This window comes from Calothrix sp. PCC 6303, from assembly GCF_000317435.1.
Classification (GTDB): Bacteria; Cyanobacteriota; Cyanobacteriia; order Cyanobacteriales; family Nostocaceae; genus PCC-6303.
Genome location: NC_019751.1, coordinates 494,421 through 516,280, shown reverse-complemented (window position 1 = coordinate 516,280; position 21,860 = coordinate 494,421). Strand labels below are relative to the sequence as shown.

Annotated in this window: 10 protein-coding genes; all 10 read right to left on the bottom strand. The window is 42.4% G+C overall.

What is annotated here, in order from left to right; all coding sequences use genetic code 11:
• Nucleotides 1–59 precede the first annotated feature (59 nt).
• Nucleotides 60–3,002 carry a DUF4157 domain-containing protein gene (locus CAL6303_RS30650; protein ID WP_015196164.1) on the bottom strand — a complete coding sequence of 981 codons (2,943 nt, stop codon included), beginning with the start codon at nucleotides 3,000–3,002 and terminating at the stop codon, nucleotides 60–62.
• Nucleotides 3,003–3,121: 119 nt separating this feature from the next.
• Entirely contained in the window at nucleotides 3,122–9,208 is a 6,087-nt protein-coding gene (locus tag CAL6303_RS02100) for a hypothetical protein (RefSeq protein ID WP_144050992.1), read from the bottom strand.
• Nucleotides 9,209–9,221: 13 nt separating this feature from the next.
• Nucleotides 9,222–13,607, bottom strand: a complete 4,386-nt coding sequence (locus tag CAL6303_RS02095; protein ID WP_015196162.1) for a hypothetical protein — start codon at nucleotides 13,605–13,607, stop codon at nucleotides 9,222–9,224.
• 45 nt (nucleotides 13,608–13,652) lie between these two features.
• Entirely contained in the window at nucleotides 13,653–14,138 is a 486-nt protein-coding gene (locus CAL6303_RS02090) for a carbohydrate-binding protein (RefSeq protein ID WP_015196161.1), read from the bottom strand.
• A gap of 250 nt (nucleotides 14,139–14,388) precedes the next feature.
• Nucleotides 14,389–18,075 (bottom strand): baseplate J/gp47 family protein, encoded by a 3,687-nt coding sequence (locus CAL6303_RS02085; protein WP_015196160.1) that lies wholly within the window; start codon nucleotides 18,073–18,075, stop codon nucleotides 14,389–14,391.
• Nucleotides 18,076–18,177: 102 nt separating this feature from the next.
• A complete protein-coding gene (locus CAL6303_RS02080) occupies nucleotides 18,178–18,657 on the bottom strand; it encodes a GPW/gp25 family protein (protein ID WP_015196159.1) in 480 nt (159 codons plus the stop codon).
• A gap of 55 nt (nucleotides 18,658–18,712) precedes the next feature.
• Nucleotides 18,713–19,006 (bottom strand): PAAR domain-containing protein, encoded by a 294-nt coding sequence (locus tag CAL6303_RS02075; protein ID WP_015196158.1) that lies wholly within the window; start codon nucleotides 19,004–19,006, stop codon nucleotides 18,713–18,715.
• A gap of 69 nt (nucleotides 19,007–19,075) precedes the next feature.
• The gene (gene vgrG / locus CAL6303_RS02070; protein ID WP_015196157.1) at nucleotides 19,076–20,848 is read right to left on the bottom strand and encodes a type VI secretion system tip protein VgrG; all 1,773 of its coding nucleotides are present in this window, start codon (nucleotides 20,846–20,848) and stop codon (nucleotides 19,076–19,078) included.
• Entirely contained in the window at nucleotides 20,845–21,573 is a 729-nt protein-coding gene (locus tag CAL6303_RS02065; RefSeq protein WP_015196156.1) for a CIS tube protein, read from the bottom strand. Before CAL6303_RS02065 ends, vgrG begins: the two co-directional genes overlap by 4 nt.
• A 3-nt stretch (nucleotides 21,574–21,576) precedes the next feature.
• Entirely contained in the window at nucleotides 21,577–21,762 is a 186-nt protein-coding gene (locus CAL6303_RS30185) for a DUF5908 family protein (RefSeq protein ID WP_015196155.1), read from the bottom strand.
• Nucleotides 21,763–21,860: the final 98 nt, after the last annotated feature.

The window sequence follows — 21,860 nt, the reverse complement described above, 5'->3', positions numbered from 1 at the left end:
CACCGTAGGTATCGCACTTCAAAAAATGGCTAGTTTGAATAAATCGCTACGTGCGAGCACTAAGACCAGATCTGAGCAAGGGTAGTGGGCTTGCTCCGCCTAACTCTGCCGTGGATTCGTCCGATAGCAAAAACGTCTTTCTGTTTCTTCGGGTTAAAATCTCCAATTTGCGACAACGGGTCTACGTGACCACCCTCCGGCTTGACCTCCACCTCAGCTTCCCCTTTCTTGTACCCACGATTATATTCGTTGGCGAATTCCACACCCGCTTTATAGTCGGGGTTATCCTTGTCCGTGTCGCTCAATGCTGTGCTAGCGATTTGCGCTGCAAAGCCGTCAGCAAATTTGTCGTAGCCCGTGCCAGATCGTGCCGCGTCCATCATCGCATCGGCACCCTTATCTGACTGCTGAAATTTTCGTTCACCTTTGTCATCGTGGTATTCGATATTGACGATCCATTCCGGTTTCACAAACTCCAGAAACAGTTCGCGATTCTTAAGCACACTATTGATATAAGAATAATCTTTTTCCACTTTGGTGACAGGTTGCTTACTATCCTTGACCCCGGAATGTGCATAATGATTGATCAGGACTGGATTATCAGTTCCCTGCGGTATGCGCGCAAGATCGATGGTGAGGCGAACACCGGTGTTGGTGCGGAAGTTATCGCCGGAATTGCCGATCGTTTCACCCTTTCGCGGTGTCGAGGTTAGGCTCAACCCGCGCTGCTGTAGTCCGCTCCCCTTCCACTGGTGCAGCACAGCGAGTTGATCATTAGTGAGAGGTTTCCGGTCATTTTCTCCCCGAATCAGCTTAGATTCGCTCTTTCTCACGCCCCGAACATCTGGACGCCCAACGCCAGAGTTCGCCGCACGGAAGAAGTTTTGATAGCGGCCCTCAAGCTTGTTCCTCGCCATGAACTCCATAAACTGCCAATAGTTCTTTTCTACATAGGCATAGCGACGAGTAGGGACATTTCGATCATCGTGGACATAGTGCTTGTCCGTTTCGCCACTGCTAAGAACGTCGCGGTTAGCTTTATCGGGACGCTTCGCCAAGGTTTGGAAAGTCCTCTTGGTAAGGGTTGCGACTAGGATTGGTATCGGCAATTCAGTGGCTTCGCCTTCCTTAGTCCCCTGGTAAAACACTTGATTGGCTTGGAGGCTTAAATGTGGTGCTGGAGAGTTGAACTGCTTAGTTGTTTTTAGCAATTCGATATTCTTTAGGTTTTTGAGTCCGCCGCCATAAGCCTCCGAATATCCTTCGACGGGTTTAGTCCCGGTAGTGACCGACGCAAATATCTCATCTTTGCGCTTCCTCCGTAATACTCGCAGTGCGACAAGTGCCTCCTTAAAGAGATTTTCGCCCTCGTTATATTGTTTAGAATCAGGGGTCTTTGCCAGGTTAAAGTCCTGCTTTTCTTCGCCCACCCTTTGGACGGTTGCACGCTTGCCCGTCTTTGGCGAAGCAGTAGCGAGGCTGAACGGCGCAGTATCGCGCATCATTTGGGCCTTCGCTCCCATCACATCCGCCTCATACTCCAGTCCTTTGTCATTATTAATCGCAACCCCATCCTGCAACTGCATCGTCGGCTTTACGCGACCCTCCGCTTGCTGGACGACGTGCCACATCTCATGAGGCAAGTGTTTCTCTTGTCCAGGAGCGACATAAATCTCTGTGCCTTGGGTATAAGCAAGTGCCTGTAATTGAGCGGGTTTAGCCGAATTATAATGAACCCTGACATCATCTAACGAATGTCCTGATAGGCTTTCTCCCCCTGCTTTGAGAGCATCGGGCATACCCGTTTTGTTGGGGTGCTGTTCCACGGATGAATCTGGGCGATCGTCTGTCTTAGCGCCTTTTACTTGGAGCGGGAGATCGCTTGCCGATGCCGATGGGATGGCGGTGGCAGGGTATTGCGGTAACGGCTGTGGTGGTAAAGACGATCGCCTCACCGCCCCCCCACCCTGCTGTACCACATGCGTCAACTCATGGACGATCAACTCCTGCCCTCCGGGACTCCCTGGCTCATACGCACCTTGACGAAAGAACACATCTTGCCCCGTCGTAAACGCCTTCGCCTGAATAGATTGATTCAACTGGTCAGATTGAGTATCCGTATGCACCCTTACCCCACTAAAATCTGCTCCCATCGATTGCCCCATTGACCGTTGTAAACCCGTATCTAAGGGTTGCCCACCACCCCTGGCACTGTTAATAGCGGTGTCCAAATCCGTTGATGCTTCCCCACCTGCGATCGCTTCCTGACGCTGTAAGGTTGATTTAGCTTGAAGTTCCTCCGGCTTTTCTTCCATCCTTTGCAGCGTTGTAATTTCAGGTTTTGCCTGCAATTCCTCTTCCGGTTCTCCCTGACGCTGTAAGGTTGACTTAGCTTGAAGTTCCTCCGGCTTTTCTTCCATCCTTTGCAGCGTTGTAATTTCAGGTTTTGCCTGCAATTCCTCTTCCGGTTCTCCCTGACGCTGTAAGGTTGACTTAGCTTGAAGTTCCTCCGGCTTTTCTTCCATCCTTTGCAGCGTTGTAATTTCAGGTTTTGCCTGCAATTCCTCTTTCGGTTCTTCCTGACGCTGTAATGATTGTTCTTGTGTTGACTGGGCTGAAACTGGTGCATTGATTTGTTCTACTACCTGGGATGCCACCCGATCCGCTTCTTGCTCGTACTTGTCTCCGGGTTCGCCAATGGTTAACTTTGCCTGGATCGGTGATGCTGGCGAGTTGTCCTGCTTTCTGTGTACCTCTCCATTCGCCGTGATTTCGCTTTCAAAGGCGGGCATTTGTTGTACTAATGGCTGATTTATCCCCTCTGCCTCGCTGGTAGCAGATTTAGCTTGAATGGCTGATGATGAGATTGCCTTGGGTTGGAAAAATGGTGGAGATGCTGCCCTTTCTGCCGAGAAAAAAGCATGATCTGGCGTAGCCCCGAAAAAAGGTTTTTGTGCTGCTGGCTGATGATTTGTGCTTTTTTGGTTCTCGTTGGTTTTCATGGGTTTCCTTCTGGCAGAATATGTTTTAAGGTGGGTAGTGACTAAACAGAGAAAAGCGGTTTTTCTGTCTCTAGAGTTTGCTAAAAATACAAGCTTGGAGTGAACGCAAGCGAAGGTGTTTAAAATCTCAAATTCGATGATGGTTGTGAGTTTTGCTGATTTTGGCTCTGTCTAGCAATGGTGTAAGTCCACCCGGCAACTAACAGCAAGCTTGCTGCACTTATAACTAATAGTTTACCTAGATAGCTTTGCTTTGTTAGTGCTGAAAAAATCAAGTTTTTGTCTCTGGTTGTTTCCCTTTGTCTCCACTTATCAAGATGGGGTTGTTCGAGAACTAATACCTGAGTTGCTTTGATTGTGTCTTCGTGATTAATCAATTTGAATTCGCCGATATCCGGATTCCTTGGCTCAAATAGTACACGCAAGCGGTTCGGTAGCGTAAACGATCTGGGTTCGGGTTGGTTGGGGATGGGTTCGGGTTGGTTGGGGATAGGTTCGGGTTCGTTGGGGATAAGTTCGGGTTCGCCGTTATTATCGTCATTAATCTGAATAATCACAGTAGAAGTAGTTCCCTCCAAGCGATCGCCATTTACTTCCCTAAAGGTTTTTGCTGTAATTCTATGGGTGCCTACGATTGGTTGCCAGTTAGGCAGATGGTAGGGTTTAGCATTAACTGGTAAATTAACCTCGCTGCTAGCATTAGGGGCAGTATAAGTAAATACTACACTACCTACTGTTGCGGGGATAGTTACACATGCGATCGCGTATTCATTATTCTTGAGGTCAAACTCAGATCTATTGAAGGTGTTTAGCCGCAGTCCGTCGGAGTCATCGCTTGACAGTGCAGTGGTATAAGTTTCATCATTGCTAGTTGTTAGTAAATTAAACCCTTGCACACCACCCAGAGGAACAGCAATGCGTTTAGTTACTGGCTCACTGGTACAACTACCGAGGTTTGGTGGTGTTTTCACGCGCAGAGTTATAGATTTTTCAGCATTAGCTACCCAAGTGTTGAAATCATAGTTATAGCGGATGATGAATTCATTGTTACCAGGGTTACTAATATTAGATATTCCATCGTGTTCCCAAACAAAGGTAAAAGATGGTTCCGCATCTGGTTGAATGTTAAAGACGCGAACAGAAAATCCATTGGTTTGGATATCGGTAATCTCTGCTTTAAAATCAGCTTTTGGTAAAGGGTTAATTGTAATTGTGCGGATGAGGGTATTTTCGCACATGGTTTGGAGATTACGAATTTTTGCTTTTATCGTGACTGTTTGTGGTTCGCTTGCGGTTGCATATTCGCTGGGATTGAGAATTTTTGTTTTTATTTCTATATCGTTAATTTTGACCTCAACTAACTGTATATTTCCAGATGTCTCATCAACCAAATTAATTTCTACAGGTGATGAATTGTGGCAGAAGTTTTGCCCCTCGAAGATTGATAACTCTGCTTTTGGTAGGGGATTAATTATAACTGTGCGGATGAGGGTATTTTCGCACATGGTTTGGAAATTGCGAATTTTTGCTTTTATCGTGACTGTTTGTGGTTCGCTTGCGGTTGCATATTTGCTGGGATTGAGAATTTTTGTTTTTATTTCTATATCGTTAATTTTGACCTCAACTAACTGTATATTTCCAGATGTCTCATCAACCAAATTAATTTCTACAGGTGATGAATTGTGGCAGAAGTTTTGCCCCTCGAAGATTGATAACTCTGCTTTTGGTAGGGGATTAATTATAACTGTGCGGATGAGGGTATTTTCGCACATGGTTTGGAAATTGCGAATTTTTGCTTTTATCGTGACTGTTTGTGGTTCGCTTGCGGTTGCATATTCGCTGGGATTGAGAATTTTTGTTTTTATTTCTATATCGTTAATTTTGACCTCAACTAACTGTATATTTCCAGATGTCTCATCAACCAAATTAATTTCTACAGGTGATGAATTGTGGCAGAAGTTTTGCCCCTCGAAGATTGATAACTCTGCTTTTGGTAGGGGATTAATTATAACTGTGCGGATGAGGGTATTTTCGCACATGGTTTGGAAATTGCGAATTTTTGCTTTTATCGTGACTGTTTGTGGTTCGCTTGCGGTTGCATATTCGCTGGGATTGAGAATTTTTGTTTTTATTTCTATATCGTTAATTTTGACCTCAACTAACTGTATATTTTCAGATGTCCCCTCAGCTAGTTTAATTTCTAAATGTTCTGCGTCGTGACAGAAGTTTTGTCCATCAAGAATTGATAACTCTGCTTCCGGTAAAGGGTTAATTGTAATTATGCGGATGAGGGTATTTTCGCACATGGTTTGGAGATTGCGAATTTTTGCTTTTATCGTGACTGTTTGTGGTTCGCTTCCGGTTGCATATTCGCTGGGATTGAGAATTTTTGTTTTTATTTCTATATCGTTAATTTTGACTTGAACTAACTTTATATTCTCAGATGTCCCCTCAGCTAGTTTAATTTCTACATGTTCTGCATCGTGACAGAAGTTTTGTCCATCAAGAATTGATAACTCTGCTTCCGGTAAAGGGTTAATTGTAATTATGCGGATGAGGGTATTTTCGCACATGGTTTGGAGATTGCGAATTTTTGCTTTTATCGTGACTGTTTGTGGTTCGCTTCCGGTTGCATATTCGCTGGGATTGAGAATTTTTGTTTTTATTTCTATATCGTTAATTTTGACTTGAACTAACTTTATATTCTCAGATGTCCCCTCAGCTAGTTTAATTTCTACATGTTCTGCATCGTGACAGAAGTTTTGTCCATCAAGAATTGATAACTCTGCTTCCGGTAAAGGATTAATTGTAATTGTGCGGATGAGGGTATTTTCGCATTTGGTTTGGAGATTGCGAATTTTTGCTTTTATCGTGACTGTTTGTGATTCGCTTGCGGTTGCATATTCACTGAAATTGAGAGTTGTTGTTTCTATATCGTTAATTTTGACCTCAACTAACTCTATATTTTCAGATGTCCCATCAGCTAATTTAATTTCTACATGTTCTGCGTCGTGACAGAAGTTTTGTCCATCGCTAACTGATAATTCAGCTTTTGGTAGAGGATAAACAGTTACAGTTAGGGTATCGTAGGTTTCATCTACTGCGTAGGCGAAAGTAATTGCCACTTCTAATCCCTTGGCTAAATCATCCCTACTAGCTTTATCAATGCTACTGGGTTGAAAAAATTGTTTTGAACCCTCAAACACAATTCCTTTTCCCCTCACTGTACCTCCCTCCGGTTCCAGGGTAAACTCATACTTGTGATCATCGTCTTCGCAGAACACTGTTTTTTCCAGTATAATTATGGGACGCGATCGCGCTATTACATAACTGACTGCTGATGCGTTGCTACTACAACGGTAGGGAAGACAAAAATCTGCAATTACAATATCTTTCCGTTTCTGCAATTCAGAAAGTAGCTTCTCCCAGTTGGAGATTATTTCTTTAACTGGTAATTCACCAGGTACAGATGGTGGTAAAAAAGCAGCTTCTTGGATAGCTTTCGTGCGTAAAGTTGCGATGTCATAGCCGTCACGGTCTTTATCAACAGTCAAAACCTCATTAGCATCCTGACCATCTACATACACCAAGACAAAAGTACCACCTTTCGGTACTCCCCCCAAATGTTCCATACCGGGATGCTGTTGAGCAAATTTGTTGAACAAATGCAACTTCATCAATTGTTCTAATCGATCTCTGTAAGCTTTGATCAGTCCCATGAATTCAAAATAATTGAGTTCCTCAGCAATCTGGGGATTCCCTATTTGATACCTATCGGTATTAAATTTTGTAGGAATATCTCGCAACAAATGGTAAAGTGTCTCGAAGTCTGGAAACTCTGGTTGGTCGATGATAGGTTGATCTTCTCGATCGACGTTAACAGAAAAATGAGTCTCAGACAGTAAAATTAGGGAATATTGGGGAAGAGACAGGGGTTTATCCGGGGTTGAAAGTTTTAGGTAATAATTATCTGGATTACTCGGTAAATCAATTAGTAGTTCGTAGGTGACTTGGCTTAAGGAGAGAAGGTTGACTATATCTTTAATAATCTCCTGCTGTCGTCCAAGTGCATCGCTAGAAAGTTCTGCTAAGGTGATAATAAAATCCTCAAAATCACTGAGACTATTTCCCTCTGTGTTAGATTTTTGGATAACATAATGAGCAATACGAATATTGTTCGCATCACGCAGATATAACTTAAATTGTTGGTCTGTATCCCCCCTGACAAATTCATAGGCTTCTACTTGACGGGCGCGATCCAAAATAGGATTAAATAGTTGTGTGCTATTAATCACTCTCAAACCAGGTTTGTCAAAGAAAGACTGTTTGAGGGTTTGCAGTAAGACATTTTTTGACCACTCACTTTGATGCTGAGTCCAAAGTTTCTGAAAAGCACCCTTAACCCGACGAAAATCTGCTTCCAGATCATCAGATTGACCGGAAATATTTAAGTCTTGGAGGCTAGCTTGACTACCAAGTTTGAGGGTAATCACATCAAAAGCTAGATTATATCGTTGTTTGTAGTCCTGGATGCGTTTGAGTACATCGTCATTAGTCTTGCCAATATGCCCCTCTATTCTGTAAAAATTATAGACATCCAGCCGATAGATCAGATCGTTGAAGTCGTGAGAATCGTCTCCTGATTCGCTCTTCGGGTAAAAATAAGCAGGATGGCGATCGCTTCTTCCTTTACGGTAAGCATTATAATTCCAGTATTTATATAAATTTGGATAATGTAGGTAGTAGGGGATTGCTTGTTCGCTCAGAGGTGTGGATTGGTCTTTACTAGGGGTTATTTTGAGCGGTGTATTATAAAACGGTAGTAGGCAAAAACTTTCTTTCCCACAGAATTTTAAAAGACGTTGATAAAGGTAGCGAACTTGATTAATACGAAGCTGATTACCATTATAAATGGGGGGTTGGGTAAAATAGCTACGATAGACGGAAGGTGCTGCATATACCTCAGTCGCTTGACTGGGAGACGGAACTAATCCCAGCATCAAAAATCTTGGAAAGCGCTGGGTATCAGGTGTGCAGTCATCCATTAAGTCAAAAGTAGCCTCAGCTAGTTCATAGTAAGCAGCAACCAATAGACTCAGATAATCATAAAAATATTGTAGGGCATAGGTCGATTGCAACTGTTCGGATTTTAATGTTTGTATGTCTGGATTAATCTCTTTGACCTTGATATTTTCTAAGAGATTTTCTTGCTTGATACCTTGAAATATATTTGTGAGGTTTTCCTTAATCTGACTGAAGTCATCAACTGAATTAGGTTGAAAAGCAGTAAAAAAAGGTGAAAATAGGCAAAACAATTTGGGAAAAGCCTTATCGATCGCCGCGATCGCATTTTCACAAATCAGATAGTATTTCTCCCGAAATGCCTTGTAGTTATTAATGCTAGTTAAATCAACGCTGTTATCAGCTTCGACACAGCCAAATCGCTGAATTTGGGGAGCAAAATCTTTGAATTGTTTGGCTTCAAGGTCAAACTCTTGGAGAAAACGGTTGCGGGTTTCAAAAATTTCTTGAGTAATGTTTTGAGTAGCAAATTTTTTCCACGGTTCAGGCAATTGATCCACCTGATAGCCTTGACTTAGTAAGCGTTCAGCACTAATAACATTCTGAGAACTGTTGGGATTTTGGGAGCTAGGGAGCAAAAGAAAACGCAAGCGAAAACTTCGTTCCTGTCCGCGATCGTCATAGCTAAATTGGCAATAATCTTGACGTGCTAAATCTTCCCAGTCATAGAGAATAACTAGCACCTGAGAATACAATTCATTATCTTGTATTGCCGTCAAGGGTTGGATACCTTGGGGCTTTTTCTCTGCTTCCTCCGGTGTAATCAATTCTCTGACGAAATAATTCTCTTCGGAGGATTCGCTCTTGATAAAGAGATTTTTGGCTAGGGGGACTTGATCTCGGTAATGGGTAAAAGTATTTTTGACTTCTCCCTGCTTTTGATCAGTAATCGGCGAGTATTGAATACAAAAACCCTCCGAGGTAATACCACAACCAGAGGTAATATAGATTCCTGCTTTTTTCTCTAAAGTCTGCACCTCTAAACCGCAGACAATTCCCATACCAATTAAATGGGTGCGAGTTAGACGATTAAGCCCATCGAGATAGCTAACAACATCATTTAAGTCGTCTTTTGTCAATACCTGATTGGGTGTAAAGATGGGGTAGCCGGTTTTGTTGATCATAGTGTTCATGGCTTTAATCATTTGCAGTTCCGAGGGCGGTTTGGTTGAGAATTATCGGCTGATCTTTAGATACAACTTGGGGATCGTAGAGGATACCCTGGGGATAAATGCTCCGCAGTTGGGGGATAATTGTCAGGAGTCGATTAAGCGTCCCTGTGAGATTACAAGCGCTACCATTGGAAGCATCGAAAGCTAATTGCTCTAGCCAGTCGTGATAAGCAACTTCAAATTCGTGCATTTGTTGGACATTCACCCAAGCAATTTTTAAGGCGATATGGGCTGGTGCTTCTAGTCGCAGGGTGCGTTCGACAAATCGGCGAAAATCTATATTCCGAAAGCGTTCTGACCAGTAGGGTAAAATGACTGTGATCCAGAAAGAATAGGGGTCTTGGTAGGTTAATGGGGTTGCTTCTCCCATTTTATTTGTGGCATCATCCCCGTTGACACAGATGGGTAAAAAATTGTCTGAGGCTGTTTGGGGACGGAGGAGAATATGCTCCAACAGATGAAACCCCTCATCATTAACTAATTGTTGTAGCGTTTGGATTGATTGATTGCGTTCTTCTTGGCTGTTGTAGTAATGAGTTGCCAGGATTTCGTCTTTTCCCCGATTCGTCAATTCCCAACCATAAAGTTCAGTCGGGCTTTGATTTGGCTGAGAATCATCGCCATTATTACCAAGTTCCGCATCAATTAGCCGGAAATTTTGCGTATCTGGTGTCATCGCAACAAGTTCCATGCAAATATTGCCTTGCTTCCAAGCGGCTTCTGGTGTGGGGTAGTGCTGAGTTAGTTCCAGTAAAATATTATGATTTTGGTCGTAAACTCTACCTATATAGGTCGGGTTTGGGGAACTTGCTAATTCCAGAATATAGTTCGGGTCTGGGGAACTTGCTAATTTAATTAGGGCATATTGAGTAAAATTGTCTACTCTCAGTTGTAATGTCAACTTCAAAAAGTAGATCAGCCAAAATGGGATGCTACCAGGTTCGGGGATAATATTAATTAGGCGAGACGCACGTACCAATAGAAACAGGTGTTCGATCGCCCCATCTCGCTCACTTTCTGAAGAATAAAGTTGGGGAGAAGTAGCTGCTGCACTTTGCTGCTCGCGTGGTTTGCTTAATACCCGAAATCCAAAACCTTCTTGAGTCGTCGTTGGTTCAATCGCACCTGGTTCAAATAACACACCCAGCACATCTTGATAAGAGCGATCGCGCGCTATACTTCTGTTAGAAAACAATTGCGTACTTTGCAACAGAATGCCTCCATCCAGGTCTACTAACCGGAAGCGATAACCAGTGCTTTCTCCTGTCACCCTTTCAATCTGCAAAAATGGTTCCAGGGAGTTTAATAGTTTAAAGGTTGTAAAGGCATTGGTTTCTGTAGGTGCGATCGCCTGTAAAGTACCAGACTGATCGACAATTCCCAAACTGTAGCTATTACCAGCTTGATCTTTTACTGGACTGACATAGCGGTTGAGGTAACGGAGGTTTTCGGCAAAGTTAGCAGCAGATTGCCAAGCTAGAAGTTCTGTAGTCTGGGATTGACAACTTTGCAGTATAATTAGATTCCTAGTATTATGTCTAACTGTAAATAAATAGCTCTCATTAACCTTTTCGACTGTAAATTGAAATTGATTGTGGTTAAGTTGAATATTACTAAACCAGCGTTGCAATTCAATGTCCCGCTTGGTTTGACTGGGGAAGCGTTCGTGAAACGACTCCGTTGCGTTAGCTTCCCGCAGGGTAGGAGTATCGCTACTTGCTGCTAATACCTTTCCTTGCTGATCAATTAAAGCATAGCCATAGTGGGTAAATCTCGTTTCACTGCTAGGGATAGCGGTTTCCCGTTCCGCACTATTATTATCTTGACGAAACAGAATTGGGCGATAATTTTGCTTATTGGCGATTTGTTTGAGTAAAGCGATCGCTGCTTTTTGAGCAAGCGCTGCGGAAAAGTAACGTTGAATTCCTTGGAACTTAATTAATTCGCTTGTTTCTGATGGTATCTCTAATTGGAAATAATATAAATTCTCTTCTGCTATCTGTTTAATTTGAATAATATTCACCTGGGAAATGCTAGAAGTAGCAATGCTTTCTTCACCATTGTCCTGCTCTGTCACATTAAAGAGACTTGACAATTTTTCGCTGAGGATGTTCAAAGCAGTAATTCTTTCTGCTTGGGAAAGGTAGTAGGGTTCATATCTAGCGATGATGGTGTCGTCTTCATCCACGACTTCCACTTCCCAACCGTAATGATAGAAATAACTATAGGTCAAACCCTTGTAAAAATTGCGATGTAGAGCAAACAGTAAAAACTTCTCTAAGTCAGCTTGAGCGTCTTTGCGGGAGAGGTATGTTTGCTTGCTAGTTAATGATTGCTCCCCCACATGACAAGTAAAGATAAATTTGCCAGGTTCTTGATCTACCTGATAATGACAGAGATTGCGCCGACGCACATCTTCAAAACCCAGTAACCGAGAAACCCGCTTTTGGAAACCCGACACATTTTCTGTGTTCCAAACCTGTTGGTAATTATAGTAATTAAAAGCGCGGAAGCGATCGCGGCTCAGGGTCGGATAGTCCTGTAAAAACTGGGCTTTGTCGTGAATAATCTTGATTTCATCCTTCACTTTGTCCTGGTGTCCTTCAACCATCCGGTAGTTGAGTAGCACATAATCAGCAAAGGACTCGGCAAAGCGTCCTAACAAATGGTCAAGAAAACGATTTCGGCGATCGCTATAAGTCTCTGGTTCTTCGTTGATAGAATTGAGAAATTCCCGATATTTTCCTAAAGCAGGAACGATTTCCTCTGATTTTGGGTTATTAATATCCAATTCTGGGTTTTTCAGAATCTCTTCCAATCCTGGAAAATCCATAATCTGCTCGAATTGAGGAAAATCAAGCAACTGAGTAAAATAGGTGTCCCATTTTTCTGGCTGGCGATTTACCTGAACATTCTGCTGTGTCTGAAGTTCATCAACCTCCCAGGAAAACAAATCCCGTACATGGGCAAGTTGGGCTAAATAGTTAGCGAGTAATTGATCGAAAAATACTAGGTATCCTTTTAACTGACGGGCTTGGGCTTTACGTAATAACTCAGCACTTTCCGGTAGCCCATCTTCACTGATGCCATAGGTAAGGGGGAAATCGTGCTGAATTGAATAGTGGTCAGCTAAGTCATAATAACTACCTTGAGGTATAGATAAGTCTAGATCATTATCCTTACGGATCACTTTGATATGTGCAGCCTGCTGTTCATAATAGCGGCGTTTGACCTCATTTGCTTCCGCTGGAATGGGTAGCAAACCCTTGAATAGGGTAATTTTTGAGCGTTCAATCCCCAAAACCGGACTATACCCTTTCGTCAGTTGTAGATGCCAAGAACTTTGGGATTGAGCTAAACCATTGATGTAGTTAGCAATGCTCAATTTCCTTATTGCCGCTACACCCGGTATTTTCAGAATCTCCTGGTATAAATCTGAGGTATAAATTACCGTTTGCTGGGTCAGTGCTGCCAATTCATCGGTATCAATAAAACCATGACTCTCGTAACTGTCTTCTGCAATGGAGGGTCTACCAGCAAAGATTTCAGATGTGCTTTTACCTTTATCCAGTAATTCTTGCAGAGTATAGAAAGTTAGGCGAGGTGACAATAATGACTGTAATATTACATAAATTTCCACCAGTACATCTTCAGCATCAGCGTCAGCTTCCAGTTCAATATCGCTACATAACCCAATTTCTTCTTCACCCAAAACCACGATATCGTAAACATCTTCGCAGAGATTGCGATAGCTACACAAAACCGCTTTAACTTCATCGAGGATATCTGACCAGGAACGGGAAATCTGTCCACAGGCATTTTTGCGGGATGCCAAATCTAAGTCAATATAGACAGTATAAAGCCCACGGGGATGCAGACAGGGGGCATTCTCCGATGTTTGATCATTTGGAGGATGTTGCAGCAGCTTGCTGTTTACATAATCGATGTAAATAGGTGGATGATAAGTTGTGACTTTTTCTGTCACCTTTTCTAGCCAAGCATTACGGACACCAGAGATATCGATGAGACGCTTACGGACATCCAGAACAGTGACTGGGTTACAGGTCAGAATTTCATCGGGGGTAAAAAAGTTATTCTCTTTTTGTTGAGAATCGGTTGGATTTAGTGCTAATAAATCTGCAATATCTAAGTTATTACGATAGCCCAAATCCGTGACAGCATAACATAGCACCTCCAGGATCGTCACACCTGGATCATGCAGATTATAGTCTGTCCAGAGTTTGCCAGATAGAGCTTGCAGGTGTTTAATCCCAATCTCCCGTAGGGTTTGAAAATTTAAGTATTCGGGAAATTCCGGCTTGCGTTTCGAGATACTTGGATATTCCAGCATAGTTTTTTTTGTGAGGGAAAGGGAAATGGGGAAAAATACTGGTTTTTATCCTGCTAAGAAAATGTGATAAATCGCACTACCAAGCAACCACACAAGTGCGATCGCAATTCCAAAACTCAACAAGGTCAGGTATTTCAGTAATTGTTGCCACCGCAAGTCCATCTGCTGTTTATACTCAGTAAATTCCTTACTCAAGGTTTCCAAATCCAAGCGTATTTTATCTACTTTCTGTTCCAGTTCCCGAAGCTGTGATTTCCAGCTATTATTTTTACCTGGTTCCTCTCCACCCTTAGCGCAGATTTCCTGTTCAGCGATCATTTCCCAGAGTACACCTTGATAATGGACAACATCACCCTTTTGGTAGGATTGTCCAGGTTTCCAAACCCCATGAAATTTATCCTCTTTTTTATTTAGCAGCGAAATAATCAATTCATGAAAATGCGTCACCGACAAATGAGTATTGTTTTTAAATAAACTCTTGAGCTCGTTACGATTTTTCAGGTTCGTTGTATTCACAGATGTACTTAACATAGTTAAAAATTGGGTTTATGATTGTTGTTTCTAGTGTTTAGTTCGTGCATCCATCGTCGTGGTTTTGTTGGGGTTTAGCACTGCTAAACCCCTACGACATGGGTTTATATATCATCCAAAAATAATTAATAAAAATCGACAATAATCTGTTTTTGTTAATGTATACCATAATTAATTTGTACAGTGTGTTAAGTCAAAAAAATTAAAATTTTGCACCTGCTTGGCGGATTATTTCTGTTCTCTATTACCTCTAGTCTGGTTGTAAAATTATGTTTCCTAACGCCTCATAACCGAGAGTTCCAGAGAAGAATTTTGGATTAGTAGTAAGTGTACTTGCTTCATTGATGATGTGGGTTTGACCAGTGGTTGTGAGGGAAACCGAGGTCAGTAAGGAACGCACTGTTGATGCGATCGCTTCTCGGATATCACGCTGATTTTCCTGATGCATTTGGAAATCCACAATATAGTCAACGTAATATTGCTGTTCGACAAAATTGAGAACTGAAGAACGATAAATAACACCTCCAAAATTAATTTCTGCCTGGGGAGCAAGTGTCCAAGGTGTGAGAAAATTGGTAATCCCTTGCTGTAATTCCCGGCGATAATAGCCAAAGTTACTGTCGTAGGGTGATTTAAATTTGACTGCAAATTCCACCTGAATATGCTCGTATGTGGGATTCACAATCTGAATATCTGCCCAAGGTGAGCTTAAATTGAGCAAATATTCCTGAATTTTCTCTAGCAAATTAATATTTACCTTGGGTTCCAATTCCTGATAAGCACTCTGCTGCGAAAGTGTCGGAATCACCACCAAAGTCACAGCACCTGGTACCAGTTCCTGAAATTGCTTGTTAGCATCTACTTGTCCGTGGTTGATGCAGCGAACCTGATTAATTTCCGGGAATTTTTCCAACACCAACCGCTCATAATCAAAGATGGTGACAGCGCGACTTTTATGACGCAGATGTTCACTGATGCGGGTATAAAAATGATTTGGTTGTTCTTTAACCTTACCACCAAAGGAATTATAGGGTTGCTCGATTTTTTTGATTGCTGCTGTGGGGACAGCTAATTTGGCTATAGTTCCAGATGGTAGCGGGGTAGCTAAATGGTTGGGGTCGTTACCTGTATCAACAAATGTCACCCTTGCAGCTTGGGTATGGACATTAATAATTTTACAAATAGCCCGACTACGTGATTTTACACTGACTTTAATCCAGTATAAATTGGGGTCGAGGATAGTATTCTTCTTGTTAATATTTTCAGGAATTCCTAAGTTGATGATCCCAGAAGTAATTAACCCATTGGTCAAATCACTCACAATGCGATCGCTTAAGGAAATCCAGGTATTATTTTGGAGGTAGTGCCACTCTACTTCTGTTTTGGACAAGTTGGTATCGGCACTTTCTTCCACCACCTGGAACAGCAACGGTAATGCTGTGGGTGGATCGAGGTTTTCCAATCCGATGAGTAATTCCCCCTCATTGCTAAATTGTGGTAAAAAATCGGGTTGTTTTTCATCCCAATTAGCAAATCCATCAAATGGGTGAAGATGGAATAACTGGCAATCCTTTTGATCTGCGACTGCTGTGTATTTGAGATAAATTTCCTGAATTACGGGTGTGTAAGGCTCTTTAGGAATTATTGGTTCATCGGCAAAATCTACATAATAGACGGGAGAAATAACTTTAAAGATGGTATTTTCTTTTTTGTAATAAGCACCAATAACTGCTTGTCTTTTTTGAACCGATGTGGTGGGTTGTTTTGGTGGGAGAGGAACAGGTACGGAAATAGTTTGATTTGTCGCAGCAGCCAAAACTTGTCGCGCTATGACGGTAGGATATTCGTCATGAAGAAAATCACTTTCGATTAGTTGGAGACGTAAAAAACCATTTTGACTATCAGGGGTGAAAGCTTCCACAGTTTCAGAATGAGCGACAGCATCAAGTTTGAGATTTGCTAATTCATTAGTAAGGATGATATCCGCACTATTAAACAGGTTAAAGTTAGTGGTAGCTGTATTCCATACTTTCTGCCGCAGAGATGCGTTAGCGTAGTTTATCGAAGATATCGCTAATTTACCTGGATTGAAAATAAACTGATTTGGGCTGTTGATATCATAAGCACTATCATAAGCAGCATATATATCTAACCAATTGGGGTTGGGTTTTTCTAACTCCAGATGAATGCTTAGTGCAGTCAAGTTTTTCTGAAATACTTCCTGACTCCCAATGTAGAGGTTAGCTTTCGTTTTTGGTCGTAAACCAAAGGGTTGAAACGGTTTGCTAGAGTCTAATACCCCTAAATCGTTTTGCAGTATCAGGTTACGGACTTCTGTTTCCTTTGTCCTGATAGTTAACCCGGTGAGTTTGAGGTTGCGGAAATAACTGTAAGCAGATAAACCACTTACCAGCACATCATCCTTTAATTGCAATCTTCCCACAGGTTGATTTGTTGGAAGTTTCGCTCCATCAAGTTCAGGATTGTAAATATCAATTGGTTCTTGATCCGCAGCAAGATTCACCACCAATTGCAGAATATTATCTACTAAACTGGTTTCGCTGGTTTCTGGTGGTAAAATTTCCCCAGTGATCCAGCCTTTTTTCCCACTAAAATCAACAGTAAAGATATTTGGTAAATCGCTAGCTTTCAGCGTCCCCGGAACTTGGTCAAAAGTCAAAGTAAAAATTAGGGTGCGAGAACCTTCCCGCAAGTAAAAAATCTGGGAAGCGATCGCTAATCCTAATTGAGCAGGTTTGCGCGTGCTGTCTCCAAAAGGCAACCATGCTTTAACTATTTCCTCTTTGGGAAAATCTCCACCTTCACCATCAAAGGAATTAACCTGGGGTGAGTCATACAAACCAAGAAGATTCCTTGGTTCCTCACCAGTGGTAATCTCTTGTGAGTCCAAAAATAACCCTTTCAAGCTAGCTATTTGGGCTTTGTGGAGAACAGTTTCGGCATCCAGTTGATAAAATAACTCAACACCACTAGCATCCTTACCAGCCAGTAAGCGAGTATCCGCACCTAACTTATATTCTGCCTGCGATTTAGCCAGTTCAAAGATCAAATAAACATGGTCTGGTTCAGCAATGCGATCGCGTAATTGCAGCACATGACGGTAAAAAAAGTCAAGATGCCTCTGAGTCATGCGATTCAGGTCATCCCTAGCTGGTTGCATCACCTCCCAAAAGGCAAAATATAATGATAGGTGGGGTGGATGATCCTGGCGTTTTTCTAAACTGTCGCGCAGATATTTGGGAGCTATTTGGATAATCTGACGGTAATTTTGAAACAGCGCTTGAAAGACAAAATCCAACTCCCCTCTTACTTCCGTGACTTTACCCTGGGAAGGTATTGAGATACTATCAACTTCTAAGCTAATTTGCGAATTCAAAAATACCTTAGCAAATTTGTGATAAAAATCTAGCCTTTCTGCTAACCCCTCCAAACTAACTCCCTCAAAGGAATACATCCTTCTGAGAGGTTCCCGCAGATTTGTTTGTACCAATCCTCTAATCATAGACTTTAGGGGAGTATAATCTTCTAAATTCTCATACCACTTTTGAATACGCAGCAAAACCTCACGCCAGCCCGACAATATTGGCTCCAGAGTCTTATTATCTGGATTTTTGAGAAAATTATCCAAATTCTTCCTATAGTCATCCTTGACTCTTTCTGAGCGGGTCTTACTAATTAAGGCGATCTGCACAGATGTACTGTTAGTAAAAAATTCTTGCCAATTACCATCTTTTGTATTGTCATCTTTGTAATAACTAACTCGTTCACTCAGTTTGTGAGCAAAAATCAAAAAATTAGCTAAATCTCCCTCGTCAATCTTGACAAAATCGGGTGACAGCGCTGAAACCTTTCGCTGTCCCTGGCTTACCCCATTGCGAATTAATGGATTTTTTGGTAGTTCACGGCGCATATTCATGGATTTATCAACTTACAAAAGTCAAGCAAGACAGAAAGTTTTGGGAAAACCTTTGCGTTTCTCTGCGTCAACCTCTGCGCTCCTTTGCGTTTCCAAATAAAATTAAGCATTGGCAATGCTCCCTACTGGCAGATTAACCGGGACTTCACCTGTACTAGCAGCCGGAAGCAGACTACCAGTACTTTCTTCCAGGTAGAAGGGATAAACCAAATTAAACCGAGAATTTGTATTAATAATTGTGTAATCTATGGTGAGATTTACACGGCCCTGTAATTGCTCATCCAGACTTAAGTCTAAACCGTTGAGCAGAATACGAGGTTCATGATAAAGAATAGAAGTACGTAGTTGTTCTTTAATACTACTAGTTATGGTGGGGCTAAGGGGTTCAAAGAGAAAATTTTGTAGGTTGCAACCATAAGTTGGCTGCATCACCCGTTCTCCTAAACTGGTAGATAACAAAATTTGCAAGCTTTCACAAATATCCTCCTCCGCACTCACTAGCTGCACACTTGCGGAAGCTTTATTAAATGTGGGCGGAAATCCCCAACCTGTTCCCAAAAATGCCTTGTCTTTATTTTCCATATCCAGTGCTTCGCCCTAATTCATGAATTTTTAATTACGAATTACGAATTATTATTCAGCCTCCGATCAACACATTGAACGCTCCTAACACAATCGAGCCTCCATGAGCTGTGGTATCCCCAATTCGAGCAGCAGGTTTGCCGCCAATCAACACGGTTGTTGAACCCAGGATGATGGTATCCGGTGGTCCGGTACAGGTGCAGGTATCACCAACTACAGCGGCTGGCAGCCCAGCAATCAAGACAGTTGGGACTCCTGGGCTAATTATTGGTCCACCCACATGGGGGACAACGCCAGTCACCATTGGACAGACATGCATATCAGTGAGACGAGCAGCAGGTTTTCCCATTTTTTGATCCCTTACAATCCCTTACATCTGAACGAAATCGAAGCTTTAACATCGAGCGGAGCCGAGATGTTAATTAATTTGTACTAACGAACCTTTCAAGACTGCGATCGCACTGGTGGATACTTCGGCTCCAGCGTTACCTTCAGCTTTAAATTGAGCATTAGCTTTGACCTTCACATTCAACCCCTCAACACTAGTATCCTGTGTGGCTTTGAGTGTGAGTTTGCCTGTTGCCTCCAGGGTAATATCTTTGGGACTTTTGATGGTGATACCACTATCATTCATAGTCATAGTATTACCATTTTGGTCTTTCAAGGTAATCCCTTTATCCTCATCGGAGATGATAATTTTGTTACCTCCAGGTGTTTCTAGGGTGATAATTTTCTTCTCATCATCAAAGCTCACCTTCATTTGCGATCGCGTAAAAAAGCCCTTATGGTGGTTTTCGTTGGTAGCTTTTAGAGGTGCTGGTTTGGCACTACTATTCAACATTCCCAAGACAATCGGGTCGCGGGGATCGTCGTTGAGGAACCCTAATATTACCTCGTCGCCAATTTCCGGACGAAAGAAGGAACCACGATTATTTCCCGCATCTAAAGTTGCAATCCGTGACCAAATCCCCTCGCTTTGCATGTCAATTGTCGGGGTTTTAACTAAGATGCGGTCTTCTCCGTTGGGGTCATCCTGCAACTGCACCACCACCCCAATTTGCAAGCCGTTCACACCGGGAAGTAATCCTGATGCTGGTCGCTCTACAATATCTGTCACCTGGTAAAACCACTGGGAATCTAATCCAAGTTGCATATATGTATACCAAGCTCCGCCAGTCATTTCATGACGCACACCAGAGACGTATGCTAATCCATTAAAACGTCTACCTACTCCTTTGAGTTCAATCAAAGTATCAACTTTTGCATCAGGGTAGCCAACACTCTTGATCTTGCCCTGAATCTTGGCTAACCGACTTTTCAATAGTTGGGCATCAGCCCAGGCTTTAAGTTCTGCTTCGTCCACCCGACCACTGTGGCGTAGTTCCCAGGCTTGAGGCGCGATCGCATTTGCTAATACCTTACCTGATAAGTCGCCTTGCTTATTAACCGTAGGTTCAGTTGCCTCAACCTCCAGTAATACCTGATCCGTATAGTTCCAAGCCTGTGCATTCACTGCTTGGTGTTGGGTTCTCGCGTCCATTTCAGCTTCAAATTCCAGCAGGTTAACGCCATAGGTGAAGGTGACTAAGGGACTACCACTGGTACTAGGGGCTTTTACCTTCAGTTTCCCATCCTCCGCCAGAACAATCAACCCATTTATTTCCGCCCGCGAGAGAATAAAGTCCCAATCGGTAGCATAGTATTGGACAATTTCCGGATGCTCACCTTTAGTGCCTTCTACATCTGAGGATATACCACTATAGCTGCCGATAATTTGTGCGATCGCATCACTGTCTTTGACCTTAGTAAAATAACGACTGTGGCGACCGACGCTTAACTTTGTAGCCATATCTTTACAATCGAGGATGAGCATGGATTCCCCATTCCCAGCAACTTTGATGGCATGTTTAACAATTAGCCCTTTAAACATCCTCTTGTCCTTACCATCGTAACCAATGGCAATTTCCACTTCCTTACCTGGAATCAGGTCAGATCCCTCACTAGCTTCAAAAGTTTCTTCCGCAGCAGCACCATCCCGCAACACAATTTTTGCTGTGGGAATCCGGTTAACTTCTCGGTTTACCGTCAAAGACAGCACAGCATATTTATCCGTGATATCTTTACCCTCAGAAAGTAACTTGAAGGTGGCGACATTGTAGAGCGAATTTTCTGGAATAATTAGATCGCTCATAGTTCGGTTTTTTCCAGTGGTGGGAATCTCAAATCGGTGTTGGTTTTTAAACGGCGGAAATTCACCAAACCGTTAACTTTGGCAACCTGTAGATAATAGGATGGATCGTCATAGATGCGATAGGTCATTAAAGGCAAAGTGTCACCTGCTGTCACCTTGCGCTGGTGAGTCAAATCGGGAGATTTTTTGTTTTCTTCCCGCAATCTTAATGTCTGTTCGACATAGCTAGTAAAAGTAGCACTCAGCTTGGCTCGCAAAGGCTTACCATCAGAGGCAAACAGAGTGTAATTTACCTGGAGATTGGTGAGAAGACAATCAAAGCCATTCTTCCCATCGTAACCAAAAGAAAAGTTCCCCCATAACAAACGCAGAAAATTCGGCTTGTGAGTCTCAGGGTTCATTGTGTAAGTTAGCCGGAAAAATTTCTGTAGTTGTCCCACGACATCCCGGTGAAATTTCCCAGAATTTTGTTTGTCAGGGACTACCCCAGTCCCATCCAAGGTAAAATCAAGCTTAAGTTCTTGCGGTCGAGTAAATTTATATTCTGGATTGTTGTGCTGAGAACCCTGAGCTTGGCTACGGTTGTATTCGATTTGAAACTGTTGGGAAAACTGCTCCGGATTAATAGGTAGATTAAAATCCCCAATCTTTTTTTGATAGCGATCGTCCTCATAGACTTCAAGCTTAACTTTAGCAAGTTCCCCTGTTTTGGCAGAATTAACCATAGGTTAGCGCTCCGATTGTTCCTTGAGAATAGCCAGTACCTGTTCTACGCAGGCGGCGATAATATCAGCTTGGTTATTGACATTAGTACCACTTTCTGATCTTCCTTGATTAGTGTTTTGTCCCTGCTCTCCATCATTGATAGAGGCTCTAATCACCAACTCTCTAATTTCTAATGGCACAATAGACATCTCCAGGAATAAGTAATTAAGTAATGAGTGATGGGGAAATCGCTTAGTACAATTTTGCGTAGGTTGGGGAGTCACTGCGTTGCGCGGGTTCCCAAGGC

Coding starts and splice junctions, on each gene's coding strand:
- CAL6303_RS30185 (WP_015196155.1), bottom strand. CDS start 21,762: ATGTCTATTGTGCCATTAGAAATTAGAGAGTTGGTGATTAGAGCCTCT.
- CAL6303_RS02090 (WP_015196161.1), bottom strand. CDS start 14,138: ATGTTAAGTACATCTGTGAATACAACGAACCTGAAAAATCGTAACGAG.
- CAL6303_RS02100 (WP_144050992.1), bottom strand. CDS start 9,208: ATGATCAACAAAACCGGCTACCCCATCTTTACACCCAATCAGGTATTG.
- CAL6303_RS02080 (WP_015196159.1), bottom strand. CDS start 18,657: ATGGAAAATAAAGACAAGGCATTTTTGGGAACAGGTTGGGGATTTCCG.
- CAL6303_RS30650 (WP_015196164.1), bottom strand. CDS start 3,002: ATGAAAACCAACGAGAACCAAAAAAGCACAAATCATCAGCCAGCAGCA.
- CAL6303_RS02095 (WP_015196162.1), bottom strand. CDS start 13,607: ATGCTGGAATATCCAAGTATCTCGAAACGCAAGCCGGAATTTCCCGAA.
- CAL6303_RS02065 (WP_015196156.1), bottom strand. CDS start 21,573: ATGGTTAATTCTGCCAAAACAGGGGAACTTGCTAAAGTTAAGCTTGAA.
- CAL6303_RS02075 (WP_015196158.1), bottom strand. CDS start 19,006: ATGGGAAAACCTGCTGCTCGTCTCACTGATATGCATGTCTGTCCAATG.
- vgrG (WP_015196157.1), bottom strand. CDS start 20,848: ATGAGCGATCTAATTATTCCAGAAAATTCGCTCTACAATGTCGCCACC.
- CAL6303_RS02085 (WP_015196160.1), bottom strand. CDS start 18,075: ATGAATATGCGCCGTGAACTACCAAAAAATCCATTAATTCGCAATGGG.